Consider the following 16,150-nt stretch of genomic DNA (forward strand, 5'->3'; position numbering starts at 1 on the left):
GTTACCGCACGTGCGGCAGCAGCGCGCGCAGCCAGTACGACACGGCCACCGCACCGCCATCCGGCGTGCCGATCGCGCGCTCGCCGAGATAGCTGGCCCGTCCCGCGCGCGGCGCCATGCGCGCCGTTTCCTCCGCGCCTCGCTCGGCCGCTTCGACTGCCGCCGTCCACGCGCTCGCGGGATCGCGATCGCCGTCGAGCGCGCGGCCGAATGCGTCGACGGCCGGCACCAGCGCATCGAGCATCGTCCGGTCGCCGGCCTGCGCGCCGCCCAGTTCACTGATCGAATCCACCGCCGCGCGGAACGCCGCGGCCCAGTCGCGCGGCGACGGCTCGGCGCTATCGGCGACATCGGCCAGCCGGCGCGACGCGCGCAGCAGCGCGGTCGCATAGAACGGGCCCGAACTGCCGGCGATCGCGCGGCGCAACGCGGCGCCGAGCGCCGCGAGCGCACCGGACGGCGTGCCGTACGCGGTGTCGGGCAATTCGAGGACCGCCTGCGCGGCGCGCCGCATGCTCGCGCCGAGATCGCCGTCGCCGGCTGCCGTGTCGAGATCCGTCAGCGTCTGTTCGTGGTCGATCAGCGTCTGCGCCACCGCGTGCAGCGCCGGTTGCAGGCGCGCGGCCCACGCACGGCCCGCCGTATCGAGCGGTGGCGGCGGCGCGTCCTGCGACGCGGCCGCGGCCACGCGGATCTGCGTGTTCACGATGCCGCCGCCCGGCCATGCGCGCGCCTGCGTCGGCGCGTCGAGCAGCGCCGCGCGTTCGTCGTTCAGCCGCAGCACCGAGATCGAGCAGCCGGGCATGTTCAGCGCGGACAGGAACGTGCCGGCCCATGCGCGCGCGACGACGATGCCGCGCCGGCTCAGGTTGTCGAACGCGGCGCGCAGCACGATCGCGAGTTCCATGTCCGGCGTCGCGCCGAGGCCGTTGACGAACAGCGCGACGCGTTCGTCGCGGTCGAGCACGAGATCGGCGACGATGCTCGACAGCAGCGTGTCGGCCAGCGCGTCGGCCGGCAGCGGCGCGCGGCGCTCGACGCCTTTCTCGCCGTGGATGCCGAGGCCCAGCTCGATCTCGTGATCGGCGAGGCTGAAGCCCGACTTGTCGGCGCCCGGGATCGTGCAGCCGTCGAGCGCGACGCCCATCGTGCCGAGCTCGGCCGCCGCGTCGCGCGCGATGCTCGCGACGCGGGCAAGCGGCAGCCCGCGCGCGGCGGCCGCGCCCGCGAGCTTGTGGATCAGCACGGTGCCGGCGATTCCGCGTCGCTGGCCGCGCTCGACGCGGCCGCGCAGCGACACGTCGTCGGCGACGATGACCGTCTCGACCGGAATGCCTTCCGCACGCGCGAGCTCGGCGGCGAGCCCGAAATTGAGGCGGTCGCCGGTGTAGTTCTTCACGATCAGCAGCGCGCCGTTCGGGCCGGCGCTCGCGCGGATCGCGGCGAGCACGGCGTCGGTCGACGGCGACGTGAACACTTCGCCGCACACGGCCGCGCTCAGCATCCCTTCGCCGACGTAGCCGCCGTGCGCGGGCTCGTGGCCGCTGCCGCCGCCGGACAGGATCGCGACCGGCCGCTGCGACGGCTCGGGCAGCGGCTGGCGGACGAGCACGTGCTCGTCGCCGAGGATCGCGAGATGCGGCGATTGCCGCGCGATGCCTTCCAGCATTTCTCGCACGACGTCGGACGGGCGGTTCACAAGCTTTTTCATGGCGACGGATTCCGGACGGGTGAACAGGGCTCGGCCGGGCGCGCACGGGCGCCGGACGGCTTTCGTGTTGCGGAGGATCGTGCGTGAGCGGTTGCCGGTCGCAGGCGATCGCATGACCGACGGCCGGATGCAGAGCGGGCAACGAAGCGTACGCGTCGCGCCACGATACATCAGGTTCGGATGTTGCGGCACGGATCGCGGCGCGATGACGTGATGGCGCGTCATCGCGCCGGATGCCGCTATTTCAGCGCGGTGATCGCCTTCGCGCGAATCAGCCGCGCACGCAGCACGTTACGGCTGATGCCGAGCAACTGCGCGGCGCGGATCTGGTTGCGATGGCTGAATTCGAACGCGACGCGCATGACCGTGTCCTCGATGTGTTCGAAGAGATTGCCATGGCCGTCGTCGAACAGGTTGCGCAGCGCGTGTTCGAGCGCCGCCTGTGCGTCGGCGGACGAATCGGCCACAGGCGCGGGCACGCTCGGCAGGCACGGCGGCGCGATGTGCAGGTCGGTGTGCTGCAGCGCGTCCTGGCGGCTCACGAGCAGCGCGTGATGGATCACGTTCTCCAGTTCGCGGATATTGCCGGGCCAGCCGTGTGCCTCGAGCCGGCGCTCGGCGCGAGGATCGATGCGGCGCGGCCCGCCGCCGAGCCGGTCGCGGTAAATGTCGAGGAAGTGGCGCGCGAGCGGCAGGATGTCGCCCGGGCGATCCCGCAACGGCGGCACCGCGAGCTGCACGACGTTGAGCCGGTAGAACAGGTCGCCGCGAAAATGCCCGGCCGCGACGGCCCGTTGCAAGTCGACGTTGGTCGCCGCGACCACGCGCACGTCGACCGGAATGCCCGTGCGCGAACCGAGCCGCACGACCTCGCGCTCCTGCAGCACGCGCAGCAGCTTGACCTGCATCGCGAGCGGCAGGTCGCCGATTTCGTCGAGAAACAGCGTGCCGCCGTGCGCGGCTTCGAACCAGCCGGGCTTCGCGCTGAATGCGCCGGTAAACGCGCCTTTCTCGTGACCGAACAGTTCGCTGTCGACGAGCGTTTCGGAAAATGCGCCGCAGTTCACCGCGACGAACGGCCCGTCGCGCCGTGCGCCGAGTTCGTGTACGTGGCGCGCGATCAGTTCCTTGCCGGTGCCCGTCTCGCCGACGATCAGCACGTTCGCGTCGCTCGGTGCTACGCGGCGAACCTGTTCGAGCAGCGCGAGCGAACGCGGATCGGCGAACACTTGCGCGTGCGCGCGGGCCTGCGCGTGACGTTCGGGCAGCGCGGGCACGGGCGCCGCGGCCTGAAGCCCGGCCGGGTCGCGGGAAGTGTTGACGACACGAAGGTTGAGCGGGCGAGGCGAAGCGGAAATGGAAGTCATGGCGATGAACCGTTGGATCGCCAGGCGATGCGGCCCGGCTGCTGCGTGGTCAGCAGAGTGTTGAACGTTTCGCCGCGCACGAAAAGCATCGATTTCTGATAACCAAAGCGCGATTGCTGCGGAACCCGCAACGGCGCGGAAGAGCGGCGGTGTCGTGACGTCCAAACGTCGAATTCAGCGTTATCGCGTGCGCTGCGCTGCTGCCTGATCAGCAGCGCATCCGCAGACCCGCTGCGCGGTGTTCATCGCGTGACGGAATATCGATGTGACGCGCGCGCCGGAACGCTTGCCACTGTCGCGCATTTGGTCGAGCGCCATTTCTGGCGGGCGATCGCGAAAAGTTTCGGGATGCAGATGACTCTTCCGTCCCGCAGCCGCACCGATGGCACGCTCCTTGCTGACCCGAACCGGTATCGCCGCACCGCACGCGGCTCCACCACGGGAACGCATTGCATGAGCCACACCCTCAACGTCGTCGCGATATCAGGCAGCCTGCAGCGGCCGTCGCGCACGCTGGCGCTGACCGACGCGATCGTCACGGCGCTCGGCGCCGCGCTGCCGATCGAGACGCGATTGATCGAACTCGGCGAGATCGGCAGCCGGCTGGCCGGCGCGCTCACGCGCGCGCAGGTGCCGGACGATCTCGATGCGCTGATCCGCGCGATCGAGACGGCAGACGCGCTCGTCGTCGCGAGCCCGGTGTACCGCGCGTCGTACACGGGGCTCTTCAAGCACCTGTTCGACCTCGTGCGCCACGACGCGCTCGTCGACGTGCCCGTGCTGCTCGCGGCCACCGGCGGCAGCGAACGCCACGCGCTCGTGATCGACCATCAACTGCGCCCGCTGTTCAGCTTCTTCCAGGCGCGCACGCTGCCGATCGGCGTGTATGCGTCCGAAAGCGATTTCGACCAGTACCAGATCGCGAACCCGGCGTTGCGCGAGCGCATCGCGCTCGCCGTGGCGCGCGCGGTGCCGCAACTGCGCCCGCACGCGCTTTCCGCCGCGGCCGCGTAAGCCGCTTTTTCGTTTCCCCTTCGACCAGGACACCTTCATGAGCCTTCCCGACCCTTCCGCCGATGGCGTCAAATTCGCGTACTGGGTGCCGAACGTCAGCGGCGGCCTCGTCGTCAGCACGATCGAGCAGCGAACCGACTGGAGCCTCGAATACAACCAGAAGCTCGCGCGCACGGCCGAGGCGGCCGGCTTCGACTACGCGCTGAGCCAGATCCGCTTCACGGCCGGCTACGGCGCCGAATACCAGCACGAGTCGGTGTCGTTCAGTCAGGCGCTGCTGCATGCGACGACGAAGCTCAAGGTGCTCGCCGCGATCCTGCCGGGGCCGTGGCATCCGGCCGTGGTCGCGAAGCAGCTCGCGACGATCGACCACATCTCGAACGGGCGCATCGCGATCAACGTCGTGAGCGGCTGGTTCAAGGGCGAATTCACCGCGATCGGCGAGCCGTGGCTCGAGCACGACGAACGCTATCGGCGCTCGAAGGAATTCATCCAGGCGCTCAAGGGCATCTGGACGCAGGACAATTTCACGTTCAAGGGCGACTTCTACCGCTTCAACGACTACACGCTGAGCCCTAAGCCTTTGCAGAAGCCGCATCCGGAAATTTTCCAGGGCGGCAGCTCGCGCGCGGCGCGCGACAACGCGGCGAGCGTGTCGGACTGGTATTTCACGAACGGCAATACGCCGGAGAACCTGAAGGCGCAGATCGACGACATCCGCGCGAAGGCGGCCGCGAACAACCATCGCGTGCGGATCGGCGTCAATGCGTTCGTGATCGCGCGCGACACCGAGGAAGAAGCGAAAGCCGTGCTCGACGACATCATCCGGCACGCGCACGTCGAGGCCGTGCACGCGTTCGGCGACGCGGTGAAGGAGGCCGGCAAGGCGTCGCCCGAAGGCGAGGGCAACTGGGCGAAATCGACGTTCGAGGATCTCGTGCAGTACAACGACGGCTTCCGCACGAACCTGATCGGCACGCCGCAGCAGATCGCCGAGCGGATCGTCGCGCTGAAGGCGATCGGCGTCGATCTCGTGCTGGCCGGGTTCCTGCATTTCATCGAGGAAGTCGAGTACTTCGGCAAGCGCGTGCTGCCGCTCGTGCGCGAACTCGAGGCGCAGCGGCAGGCCATTGCCGCGTGACGCCGACCCGCCGCCAGCGCGCGGCCCGCGATCGTGCGGGCCCGCGCGGCGGCGCGACGCTTACGCGATACCCGCCATCTTCGACGCATCGACGAGCATCTCCACGCCGAGGCCGCCGAGCACCGCGCCCATCGCCCAGCGCTGCGCGAGCAGCAGCGTCGGGCGGCCGTGCAGGAACTTCGCCAGGCTGCCCGAGCAGATCGCCACCAGCCCGTTGGCCGACGCGAACGCGGCAATCAGCAGCGAGCCCAGAAACAGCGACTGGCCGAACACGCTGCCCTGCCCGTAGTCGATGAACTGCGGCAACAGCGACACGAACAGCATCGCGAGCTTCGGGTTCAGCACGCTGGTCGTCGCGCCCATCGCGAGCAGCCGCAGCGGCTGCTCGTTCGGCAACGTCTTCACCTCGAACGGCGAGCGGCCGCCCGGCCGCACTGCCTGCCACGCGAGGTACAGCAGGTAGGTCGCGCCGACCGCGCCCAGCACGCTGCCCGCATAGGGCACGCTCATGAACAGCGTCGTGATGCCGAACGCCGCGGCGAACATGTAGAACAGGTAGCCGAGCATCACGCCGGCGAGCGAAACGAGCCCGGCTGCGCGCCCTTGCGCGATCGAGCGCGACATCACGTAGACCATGTTCGGCCCCGGCGTGACCGCGAGCATGCCGCCGATGACGAGAAACCCGTAGATCGATCCGGACGTTTGCATGTTTTCCGCTTCCTGCGTCGAATGAGTGCTGACGGGGTTCATTGTCCGGCGCTGGAGATGAACAGTAAAACGGGATAAACTGAATCGATTGATCAGTTTTTCTGAGCAGACATGAAGAAGCTCGACCTCGATGTGCTCGCGATGGTGGTGGCCGTCGCGGAATCCGGATCGTTCGCGCAGGGCGCGCAACGCGTGCACCGGTCGCCGTCGGCGGTGAGCATGCAGATCAAGACGCTGGAAGACGCGCTCGGCAAACCGCTGTTCATCCGCGACACGCGCAACGTGACGGCGACCGACGACGGCAGGATGCTCGCCGACTACGGCCGCCGGATGCTCGCGATGCGCGACGAGGCGTGGGCGTCGGTCGTGCGTCCGGAGATCCGCGGCCGCGTCACGATCGGCGTGCCCGACGATTACATCTCGTCGCTGCTGCCGCAGGTGCTCGGCAAGTTCGCCGCGATGCATCCGCGCGTGGAAGTGCGCGTGATCGGCCAGCCGAGCAGCGCGCTGGTGCCGATGCTGAAGGACAACACGGTCGACCTCGCATGCCTGACCCGCGTCAAGGGCGTGTCCGGCGAGCTGATCCGGCTCGAGCCGATCGTCTGGACGGGATCGCCGAAACGGAACGTGTGGGAAGAGCGGCCGCTGCCGGTCGCGCTGTTCTCGCACGGCAGCATGGCGCGCGACCATGCGATCAAGGCGCTGAATCGGAAGAAGATTCCGTTCCGGATGTCGTATGAAAGCCCGAGCTTTCTCGGGCTGCTCAGCATGGTCGAGGCCGGCCTTGCGATCGCGCCGCTCGCGCGCTGCTGCGTGCCCGATCACCTGTTGCAGCTGTCGGAGAGCCACGGGCTGCCGTCGCTCGGCGAACTCGACGTCGTGCTCGCGCGCAGCGCGCAGTCCGCGCGCCCGCCGTGCGACTACCTCGCCGAGCAGATTCTCGGCGAATGGCGTGCCTGACCGGCACGTCGCCGGAAGCGTGTCAGCACGACGCCAGCAGCCATTCGCGGAACGCGACGAGCGACGGCAGCGTTTCGTTGCCCGGCGGGTAGACCAGGTAATAGCTGCGCTGGCTGGTAATCGCGTCGCCGATCGACACGAGTTCGCCGCGGCTCAACTCGTCCTCCACGAGCACCTTCGGCACCAGCCCGATCCCCATTCCGGCACGCACGGCCTGGATCAGGTGCGACGTCAGCTCGAAGCTCGGGCCGATACGCATCTGCCGATGGTCGAGCCGATAGTGCGAGAACCACTCGGCCCAGGCCTGCTGATTGCTCGTCACGCCCAGCAGCGTCTGCTTCGCGGCCCAGGCCGGCGTGCGCGCATCGGCCTTGCGGCCGCACCCCGTGTCCGGCGGCGCGATCGCGATCAGGAACTCGTTGTACAGCCGGTGCGCGTGCAGGCCCGGCCAGTCGTCCGCGCCGACGGTGATCGCCGCGTCGAGGTCGTCGTTGAGGAAATCGATCGCGCCGATCCGTGAATGAAGGTGCACGGTCACGCCGGGATGCGCGGCGTAGAAGCCATGCAGGTGCGGCAACAGCCATTTCGAGCCGAAGGTCGGCAGGGTCGCCAGCCGCAGCGAGCCGGCGCCGGCCTGGTGCGACATCGCCTGCAGCGTCGCGCCGCGAATGCGCCCGAGCGCGCCGCTCAGCTCGGCGAAGTAGCGGCGGCCGACTTCGGTCAGCTTGACCGAGCGGCCCTCGCGCCGGAACAGCGGCACGCCGAGTTGATCTTCGAGTGTCTGCACCTGCCGGCTGATCGCGCTCTGGCTCAGCGACAGCTCGTCGGCCGCGCGCGTATAGCTTTCATGCCGTGCGGCGGCCTCGAATACGAGCAGCAGCGACATCGACGGGGTGAGGCGACGGTAATTCATGAGTTTTATGCAAGCTTCGACGGGCGAAAATTCGTTTGTTTCTGACGGAATATCCAAAGATACTGGAATTCCGGTTGCGCGGAAACTTGCCAAAAGATCATGTTTCGACGCACGTTAAGCCACCGGCGCCACCCACACTGCGTTTTTGCCTCATGTCGATCGCTCCATTGCCCCGCCCCGTCAGCCCGTCCGCGAACGTTTACCGCGATTTTCTCGCCGCGCTGCAGGCCGCCGGCTTCGCCGGGGAAATCCGCGCGGACCACGCGAACCGGACCGTGCAGGCCACCGACAACTCGATCTACCAGCGCCTGCCGCAGGCTGTGATCTGCCCCGCGCATGCGGACGACGTCCAGTTGCTGGCCCGGCTGCTGGCCGAGCCCGCGCACCGCGACGTCGCGGTCGCCGCGCGCGGCGGCGGCACCGGCACCAACGGGCAATCGCTGACCGACGGCATCGTCGTCGACCTGTCGCGCAACATGAACCGGATCCTCGAAATCAACGCGCAAGCGCGCTGGGTGCGCGTCGAGGCGGGCGTCGTCAAGGATCAGCTCAATGCGGCGCTGAAGCCGCACGGGCTGTTCTTCGCGCCGGAGTTGTCGACGTCGAACCGTGCGACCGTCGGCGGGATGATCAACACCGACGCGAGCGGGCAGGGTAGCTGCACGTACGGCAAGACGCGCGACCACGTGCTCGAACTCGATTTCGTGCTGATGGGCGGCGAGCGGCTGCACAGCGATGCGCTCGGCGATGAAGAACTGGAACGCCGCTGCGCGCGGCAGGATCGCGTCGGCAAGGTGTATCGCACCGCGCGGCGCATCAGCGACGACAAGGCCGCGCTGATCGACGCGAAATTTCCGAAGCTCAACCGCTGCCTGACCGGCTACGACCTCGCGCACCTGCGCGAACCCGACGGCCGCTTCAACCTGAACGGCGTGCTGTGCGGCGCCGAAGGCTCGCTCGGTTTCGTCGTCGAGGCGAAGCTCAACGTGTTGCCGATTCCGAAATATTCGGTGCTGGTCAACGTGCGTTACGCGGGCTTCATGGACGCGCTGCGCGATGCGCGTGCGCTGCTCGAACTCGAGCCGCTGTCGATCGAGACGGTCGACTCGAAGGTGCTGATGCTCGCGATGAAGGACTTCGTGTGGAGCAGCGTGGCCGAGTATTTCCCGCAGGACGACGCGCGTCCGACGCTCGGCATCAACCTGATCGAATTCAGCGGCGACGACGAACACGACGTCGATGCACGCGTGCGCGCGTTCGTCGAGCATCTGCGCACCGATACGAGCGTGGAGCGGCTCGGCCACACGCTCGCGACCGGCGACGATGCGGTCAAGCGCGTGTATGCGATGCGCAAGCGCGCGGTCGGCCTGCTCGGCAACGTGCAGGGCGAGGCGCGTCCGCAGCCGTTCGTCGAGGATACCGCGGTGCCGCCCGAGAACCTCGCCGCGTACATCGCCGAATTCCGCGCGCTGCTCGATGGCCACGGGTTGCAGTACGGGATGTTCGGCCACGTCGACGCAGGCGTGCTGCACGTGCGCCCGGCGCTCGACATGAAGGACCCGAAACAGGCCGCGCTGGTGCGGCCCGTGTCGGACGCGGTGGCCGAACTCACGCAGCGCCATGGTGGCCTTTTATGGGGCGAGCACGGCAAGGGCGTGCGCTCCGAATATGCGCCGGCGTTTTTCGGCGAGCTGTATCCGTCGTTGCAGCAATTGAAGGCCGCGTTCGATCCGCACAACCAGTTCAACCCGGGCAAGATCGCGACGCCGCCGGACCCCACGCTGCGGCTGCTGAAGATCGACGAGGTGCCGACACGCGGCGACCACGACCGGCAGATCGACGAGCGCGTGTGGCAGAGCTACGGCACCGCGATGCATTGCAACGGCAACGGCGCGTGCTACAACTTCGATCCGGACGACGCGATGTGCCCGTCGTGGAAGGCGACGCGCGAACGCGTGCAGTCGCCGAAGGGGCGCGCGTCGCTGATGCGCGAATGGTTGCGTCTGCAAGGGCAGGCCGGCGTCGACGTCGTCGCGGCGGCGCGCACGCGGCAGCCGTTCCTGCGCGGTCTGGCCGAGCGCTGGCGCAACACCCGCAACGCCGGCAACACCCGCGATGGCGCCGCGGATTTCTCGCACGAGGTGTACGACGCGATGGCCGGGTGCCTGGCATGCAAGTCGTGCGCAGGGCAATGCCCGGTGAAGGTCAACGTGCCCGAGTTCCGCTCGCGCTTTCTCGAGCTGTATCACCAGCGCTACCTGCGGCCGCTGCGCGACTACCTGATCGGTTCGCTCGAATTCACGATGCCGTGGATGGCGCGCGTGCCCGCGCTGTACAACGGGTTGATGGGCGCCGGCTGGGTGAGGACGCTGCTCGAGCGCCGGGTCGGCATGGTCGACAGCCCGTTGCTGAGCCGCTTCGATCTCGCGGCCGTAATCCGCGCATGGAACGTGAAGCCGGCCGACCCGCACGTGCTGGCCGCGCTGAGCGACGCACAGCGCGCGCGCAGCGTCGTCATCGTGCAGGACACGTTCACGCGCTATTTCGATACCGAGCAACTGGCGACGCTGATCGAGCTGGCGGCGCGCCTCGGTTTCCAGGTGTGGCTCGCGCCGCTCGCGCCGAACGGCAAGGCGCTGCACGTGCAGGGCTTTCTCCATGCATTCGCGAAGGCGGCGATCCGCAACGCGACGCAACTGGCCGCGCTGGCGCGCTCGGGCGTCGCGCTGGTCGGTCTCGATCCGGCGATGACGCTCACGTATCGGCAGGAATACCTGAAGGTGACCGGGCTCGCCGACGTGCCGAAGGTCGCGCTGCCGCAGGAATGGCTGCTGGATGCGCTGCCCGAAGCCGGTGCGCGCAGCGCGACGGTTTCATATCGGCTGCTGCCGCACTGTACCGAGAAGACCAACGCGCCGGACAGCGGCAAGCAATGGGCGCAGGTGTTCGCCCGTCGCGGGTTGCGCTTGCAGGTTCAGGCGGCCGGGTGTTGCGGGATGTCGGGCACGTACGGGCACGAGGCGCGCAATCTCGCGACGTCGAAGACGATCTATGCGCAGTCGTGGGCCGCGCACGTCGATGGGGCGCAGCAGGAGGGCGAGGCGCTGGCGACCGGGTATTCGTGTCGCAGCCAGGTGAAGCGGTTGTCGTCGAAGCAGGTGCGCCATCCGTTGCAGGCGCTGCTCGATCACGTGCGGACGGTGGAGTGACAACGGGGCGGCGTGGGTTGCGCGGCCCGTAAGAGCGCGTCGATCGCGCGTCGAGCGGCCATCCCCGTGCCGCTGTCGACCTTCGCCGGCGCGGGTCAGGCGTCGGCTTTCGCTGCTTTTCGCGACCGCGGTTTTTCCGCTGCGGGAAACACGCCGACGCCGCGCGGCCGTTTCGGCTCGATCCGCATTTGCCGGATCACGCGCCGGAAATCGATCTCGTGCGCGGCCAGCGTGCCGATCAGTTTCGCGATGACCGCGAGGTGGGAAGGGACGGTGCCCTTGCTCGAATAGTTGGTGATCGAACTTTCGTTCATCCGGATCAGGCGGGCGAACTCGCGCGCCGTCAACTGCGCCTTCTTCAACTCCTGTTGGAATTCCGCATACGCCATTGCACACATGATGCTTCGTCTCCGTGAATCAGCATTCGGCCCGCGCGGCGCCGGCGCCGACGAGTGGCGTTCCCGTCGTGCCGGCGCCGCGTCGGGTTACATCTTCACCTGGTCGAGGAAGGTCTTCTTGCCGCTCTTGTAGCCGTAGATCGAGATGATCCCGTGCGTCAGGTCGCCCTTCGCGTCGAACGTCGTCGTGCCGATCACGCCGTCGTACTTCGTCGCCGGCATCGCCGCGAGGATCTTCGCCGGGTCGGTCGAGTTCGCGCGCTTCATCGCGTCGACCGCGATGTAGACCGCGTCATACGCGAACGGCGCGTCGAACTTGATGCCCTGGTTGAAACGCTTCTGGTACTTCGCGAGGAAATCCGCGCCGCCCGGCATCTTCTCGAGCGCAGCGCCTGCCTGCGAGCACAGCACGTTGTCGGCCGCCGGGCCGGCCAGTTGGGCCAGCGAATCGGTGCACACGCCGTCGCCGGACAGGATCTTCGCGCGCAGGCCGAGCTGCTTCGCCTGCTTCGCGAGCGGGCCGCCGGTGGCGTCCATGCCGCCGTACATGATCGCGTCGGGGTTCTCGCCCTTGACCTTCGTCAGGATCGCGCGGAAGTCGACCGCCTTGTCGTTGGTCGCGTCGTGCGACAGCACCTTCAGGCCGAGCGCCTTCGCCTTCTTCTCGAACTCGTTCGCGAGGCCCTGGCCGTACGCGGTCGAATCGTCGATCACCGCGACGCTCTTCACGCCCTTCGCCTGCGCATAGCTCGCGAGCGCCGGGCCCTGCTGCGCGTCGGTCGCGACCACGCGATAGGTCGTCTTGAAGCCTTGCTGCGTGTAGGTCGGGTTCGTGGCCGACGGCGAGATCTGCACGATGCCCGCGTCGCTGTAGATCTTCGACGCCGGGATCGACGTGCCCGAGTTCAGGTGGCCGATGACGGCGACGACCTTGTCGTCGACGAGCTTCTGCGCCACCTGCGTCGCCTGGCGCGGGTCGGCCGCGTCATCCTGCGCGTCGAGCTGCAGCGTGATCTTCTTGCCGCCGATCGTCAGGCCCTTCGCGTTGATTTCCTCGACCGCGAGGCGCGCGCCGTTCTCGTTGTCCTTGCCGAGGTGCGAGATGCCGCCCGTCGTCGGTTCGACGCTGCCGATCTTCACGACCTGGTCGGCCATCGCGCTCGACGCGGCCGCGAACGCGGCGGCAGCCAGTGCAACGGTGATCAGGGGTTTGCAGCGCATGCCGACAGTGCTTCGTTCCATCTGCCATCTCCGAATTGAATGTCTTTCTATTGACGTCTCGACCGGCCGGCTGCGGGCCGGGGCGATCGGACGAGTCTCCGTGCCCATCGCGGGCTTCATTTGCATGGCATCCGGCCGTGTGACCTGCCGCCCGGGCGAGCGGGCGAATCGTCGCCGGACGTCATGCAATCGTATGAATATATATGAAGCCGGTTTTGCGCGCTGCGGCGAATCTCGTAGCGGGCCGTGCGGCGCGGGTCGGCGCCCGGATGTCGAAGGTTCCGGATGCCGGAAATCGTGCGCTGCGGCGGACCCCAAGACTGCGATTCGCTGTCGTCGGCCTTACGGCCGCATCCATTATTCGGCCGGTCGCCACGGCGAAGCCATGGACACTGACATGCGGTCAATCGTGAACTGTTCGGTCGATTTGTCTGCACAGTTTGGTCAGTTGCGAATCGCGTATGGGTTTCATGGTCATGCTTCATCGAGAGCGATCGCTATTCGTATGCAACTAACGGTCAAGTTCGGCGACGTCAATGAATGGGTGCCGATTGCGTCGACCGAACGGTCTATTCAGATCGGCAGAAGCCGGGGCGTTCTGGGACTCGCGGCGCGGCAAATCCGGATCGTCGCGGCGGCCACGCAATTCGCTGCAAGCACTCGACGCTACGACCGTCCACGCAACGCGACGACGATCACGCCTGCAATTGCCAGCAGGCCGCCGCACGCCGTCGCGATGCCGGGCCGCTCGCCCGTCAGCACCACCGACAGCAGCGTCGCGACCGCCGGCGTCAGATAAAGAAAGCTGGCCGCGCGTGCCGCGCCGAAGTAGCCGAGCGCGATGGTCCAGGTCGCGTAACCGAGCGCGGCGGGAAAGACGCCGAGCACGACGACGGCCAGCGCCGTGTCGCGCGACCCGCCGCCGAGCGACACGAGCGCGCCGGGCAGCCAGGGCGCGAGCAACACCGCGCCGGCCAGCAGCGTGTACGCGGTGCAGGGCAGCGCGCCGTACACGGGAATCAGCCGCCGCTGCAACACGAAATAGCTGGCCGAGCACAGCGCCGCGCCGAGGATCAGCGTGCTTCCCGAGCCGAGGACGAGGCCGCCCGGCTGCCCTTGCGCGATCACCGCGATGCCGGCCAGGCTGACCAGCGAACCGAGCCAGCCCCAGCGATTGAAGCGCTCGCGCAGAAACACGGCGGCCAGCAATGCGGTGAAGATCGGCAGCGTATTCACGATGAAACTCGCCGCGCCGGCCGACACGGTCTGTTCGCCGGTATTGAGCAGCGCGTTGTAGAGTGCGATGCCGAGCAGGCCGCATGCGAGAAAGCGCCACGCATCGGCTTTCGTCGGCAGCGGCGGCCGTCGCCATGCGAGCCACGCGATCACGAGCAACGCGGCGGTCGCGAAGCGCGCGGCCGCGAGCTGCAGCGGCGCGAGGCCGTGCAGGCCGATCCGGATGAACGGGAACGCGGACGCCCACGAGACGATCGTGAACGCGACCGCGGCTGCCGCGACGAGCGGTTGTCGCGCGCCGCGCGACGTCGGTGACGAAAGGGTATTCATGCGGCAATGGTGCGGCGTGGCGAGATGTTAAGCTAGCGCACAGATCAACACGCGGATATGAATATGGCTCACAGCTCGGGGGCACGGCGAGCCGACGGTCCGGCGCGTGCGCGCCAGGTGGCCGGCGGGCCGTCGGCCGCCGCGCCGATGCCGGCCCCGCGGCCGCCGCTCGCGAGCCTGGAGACGGTCTGCACGGTGGCGCGCGAGGGTTCGTTTCTCGCGGCCGCGGACGTCTCCGGCGTCACGCACGGCGCGATCAGCCGACGCGTGGCCGCCGTGGAAAACTGGCTCGGGATGGCGCTGTTCGAACGGCATGCGCGCGGCGTGCGCCTGACCCCGGACGGGCAGCGCTTCGTCGGCCGGATCGAGCAGGCGTTCGCGATCATCGACAGCGCGGCCGATCAATGGCGCACGCCGCGCACGCCGCGGCTGGTCCGGATGAGCGTGGTGCCCGCGTTCGCGCAGCTGTGGCTGCTGGAGCGGCAGCCGGCGCTCGAGAGCGAAGCGCCCGCGTTGCGCATCGAGCTCGGCATCGAACTGCGCAACGTGGATATCGCCGGCGGCGAAGCCGATCTGTCGATCCGCTACGGGCGCGGCAATTGGCGTCGGCTCGACACCCGGCCGTTCATGCCGGAACGGCTGTATCCGGTCGCGCATCCGCGGCTCGCCGGCCAACTGGCGAGGATGCGCCGCGGAGCGGGCGACGCCGCGCTGCTCGACATGCCGTTGCTGCACGATTCGGACGTGACCGGCTGGCGCACGTGGTTCGACGCGCTCGGCATTCCGTTCAAGCCGCGTGCGCAGGATCGCCGGTTCGAGGATTACAACCTCGTGCTGGCGGCGGCCGAAGCGGGGCTGGGCGTGGCGCTTGCGCGCACGCCGCTTGCGGATGCGTATCTGAAGCGCAGCGCGCTCGTGCGCGTGAGCCGTCACGAGGTCGATTCGCTGCTCAGCTATCACTTCGTGCATGCGAAGGGCGAGAATCGGCCGGAGGTGCTCGCGTTGATGGAGCGGATGGTGAAGGCGCTGCGCTAGCGCATACATGGCGGCTCGCGCAGGCGACCGCTTCGGCACGCGCATCGCGCATGCGGCGGGCCGTCCGTTCCGTTCGTTCGGCCCGGGCCGCCGAATCGTTACAATGCAGCCGCGGAATACGGTGCGATCGCCGGAGTGAGGCAGAATCGCGCGTTTGGCCGGCAGATGGGCCACTCTCCAACCATGACAGTACGGGTTCAAATTTGCAGAAAAGGGAACCGATGAATAGACCAGACAAATCGTCGAAAGCGCGTGCGGCGCTGGATCAACTTTTTTCCGGCCTGGCGCCTGCGGACGCGAAGCGCGAATCGCCGCGTGCGGGCAATCCGTTCGCAACGGACGACGAGGTGTCGAGCGCATCCGGCGGTCGCGGCGGGGTGGAGGTCACGCTGTCGACCCGCATCCAGCTGCGCGGTTATCCGAGCGCCGACGCGTTCATGAAACGCATGGCCGAAGCGTGGGGCCTCGAGTGGGGCACCTACGACAGCGTCCGCGCGGTGGCGACGCTGCCGGCCGGATGGCGCTCGCGCCGGCTTCCGGAAGTCACGCAGATCGTCGACGAACGCGACGTGCTGCGCGCCGAGAGCAGCCTGCAGGGCGGCGAGATGTCGTATCTGAAGGTGCATCCGCGCTACTACATCGATGCGCGCAAGCGTTTCGGCTGGAGCAAGTCGTCGAAGGCGTCCGACGATCCGGATCTCGACGGCCCCGACTGGAACTGCTTCGTGGTCGATCGGGAAAAGTCCATCGAAGTGCACGAACTGACGACGTCGTCGTTGAAGGCCGACATGGACAATGCGCGGGCGACGCTGCTGAAATGGCTCGACGAGCACTATCCGAAACACCGCGACCCGTTTGCGTACTGGTCGGACTGCGAAGGGGCGTCGTAAACCGGCTCGCACGGCGG

13 protein-coding genes are annotated in these 16,150 nt (G+C 68.1%); 6 read left to right on the top strand and 7 right to left on the bottom strand.

The features are described 5' to 3' along the window. Position 1: 1 nt before the first annotated feature. Both dhaL and HWX14_RS23140 read right to left on the bottom strand, forming a co-directional pair. Complete coding sequence (dhaL, locus tag HWX14_RS23135) at positions 2 to 1,711, bottom strand: dihydroxyacetone kinase subunit DhaL (RefSeq protein ID WP_175884714.1); 1,710 nt, start codon at positions 1,709 to 1,711, stop codon at positions 2 to 4. A 239-nt stretch (positions 1,712 to 1,950) separates the two neighbouring features. Further along, positions 1,951 to 3,078 carry a sigma 54-interacting transcriptional regulator gene (locus tag HWX14_RS23140; RefSeq protein WP_175884715.1) on the bottom strand — a complete coding sequence of 376 codons (1,128 nt, stop codon included), beginning with the start codon at positions 3,076 to 3,078 and terminating at the stop codon, positions 1,951 to 1,953. Between the two features lie 453 nt (positions 3,079 to 3,531). On the opposite strand from HWX14_RS23140, the gene msuE reads away from it, so the two are divergent. Together msuE and sfnG are read left to right on the top strand one after the other, a co-directional pair. Continuing rightward, positions 3,532 to 4,092, top strand: a complete 561-nt coding sequence (gene msuE, locus HWX14_RS23145; RefSeq protein WP_175884716.1) for an FMN reductase — start codon at positions 3,532 to 3,534, stop codon at positions 4,090 to 4,092. A 37-nt stretch (positions 4,093 to 4,129) separates the two neighbouring features. Continuing rightward, positions 4,130 to 5,233, top strand: a complete 1,104-nt coding sequence (gene sfnG / locus HWX14_RS23150) for a dimethylsulfone monooxygenase SfnG (RefSeq protein ID WP_175884717.1) — start codon at positions 4,130 to 4,132, stop codon at positions 5,231 to 5,233. Between the two features lie 60 nt (positions 5,234 to 5,293). Here the strand turns inward: sfnG and HWX14_RS23155 are convergent, their stop codons facing one another. Further along, the gene (locus HWX14_RS23155) at positions 5,294 to 5,941 is read right to left on the bottom strand and encodes a LysE family translocator (RefSeq protein WP_175884718.1); all 648 of its coding nucleotides are present in this window, start codon (positions 5,939 to 5,941) and stop codon (positions 5,294 to 5,296) included. Positions 5,942 to 6,052: 111 nt separating this feature from the next. Between HWX14_RS23155 and HWX14_RS23160 the strand changes: the two genes are divergently transcribed. After that, positions 6,053 to 6,901: a LysR substrate-binding domain-containing protein gene (locus HWX14_RS23160; protein WP_175884719.1), complete on the top strand. Its 849-nt coding sequence runs from the start codon at positions 6,053 to 6,055 to the stop codon at positions 6,899 to 6,901. A gap of 22 nt (positions 6,902 to 6,923) precedes the next feature. On the opposite strand, the gene HWX14_RS23165 is transcribed toward HWX14_RS23160, so the two are convergent. Next, positions 6,924 to 7,814 (bottom strand): LysR substrate-binding domain-containing protein, encoded by an 891-nt coding sequence (locus tag HWX14_RS23165; RefSeq protein ID WP_175884720.1) that lies wholly within the window; start codon positions 7,812 to 7,814, stop codon positions 6,924 to 6,926. Between the two features lie 152 nt (positions 7,815 to 7,966). Here HWX14_RS23165 and HWX14_RS23170 point away from each other — a divergent pair, with 152 nt between their 5' ends. Next, positions 7,967 to 11,023 (top strand): FAD-binding and (Fe-S)-binding domain-containing protein, encoded by a 3,057-nt coding sequence (locus tag HWX14_RS23170; RefSeq protein ID WP_175884721.1) that lies wholly within the window; start codon positions 7,967 to 7,969, stop codon positions 11,021 to 11,023. Positions 11,024 to 11,118: 95 nt separating this feature from the next. On the opposite strand, the gene HWX14_RS23175 is transcribed toward HWX14_RS23170, so the two are convergent. The 3 genes from HWX14_RS23175 to HWX14_RS23185 all read right to left on the bottom strand — a co-directional run bounded on the left by HWX14_RS23175 (position 11,119) and on the right by HWX14_RS23185 (position 14,208). Further along, a complete protein-coding gene (locus HWX14_RS23175; RefSeq protein WP_011549323.1) occupies positions 11,119 to 11,421 on the bottom strand; it encodes a hypothetical protein in 303 nt (100 codons plus the stop codon). An 87-nt stretch (positions 11,422 to 11,508) separates the two neighbouring features. Then, entirely contained in the window at positions 11,509 to 12,663 is a 1,155-nt protein-coding gene (locus HWX14_RS23180; protein WP_175884722.1) for a branched-chain amino acid ABC transporter substrate-binding protein, read from the bottom strand. Between the two features lie 645 nt (positions 12,664 to 13,308). Further along, a complete protein-coding gene (locus HWX14_RS23185) occupies positions 13,309 to 14,208 on the bottom strand; it encodes an EamA family transporter (protein ID WP_175884723.1) in 900 nt (299 codons plus the stop codon). A 57-nt stretch (positions 14,209 to 14,265) separates the two neighbouring features. On the opposite strand from HWX14_RS23185, the gene HWX14_RS23190 reads away from it, so the two are divergent. Both HWX14_RS23190 and HWX14_RS23195 read left to right on the top strand, forming a co-directional pair. Continuing rightward, a complete protein-coding gene (locus tag HWX14_RS23190) occupies positions 14,266 to 15,243 on the top strand; it encodes a LysR substrate-binding domain-containing protein (protein WP_175884724.1) in 978 nt (325 codons plus the stop codon). 221 nt (positions 15,244 to 15,464) lie between these two features. After that, positions 15,465 to 16,133 carry a nitroreductase gene (locus HWX14_RS23195; protein ID WP_175884725.1) on the top strand — a complete coding sequence of 223 codons (669 nt, stop codon included), beginning with the start codon at positions 15,465 to 15,467 and terminating at the stop codon, positions 16,131 to 16,133. Positions 16,134 to 16,150 lie beyond the last annotated feature (17 nt).

Origin of the sequence: Burkholderia sp. BCC0044 (assembly GCF_902832955.1) — a bacterium.
In the GTDB taxonomy this organism is placed as follows: domain Bacteria; phylum Pseudomonadota; class Gammaproteobacteria; order Burkholderiales; family Burkholderiaceae; genus Burkholderia.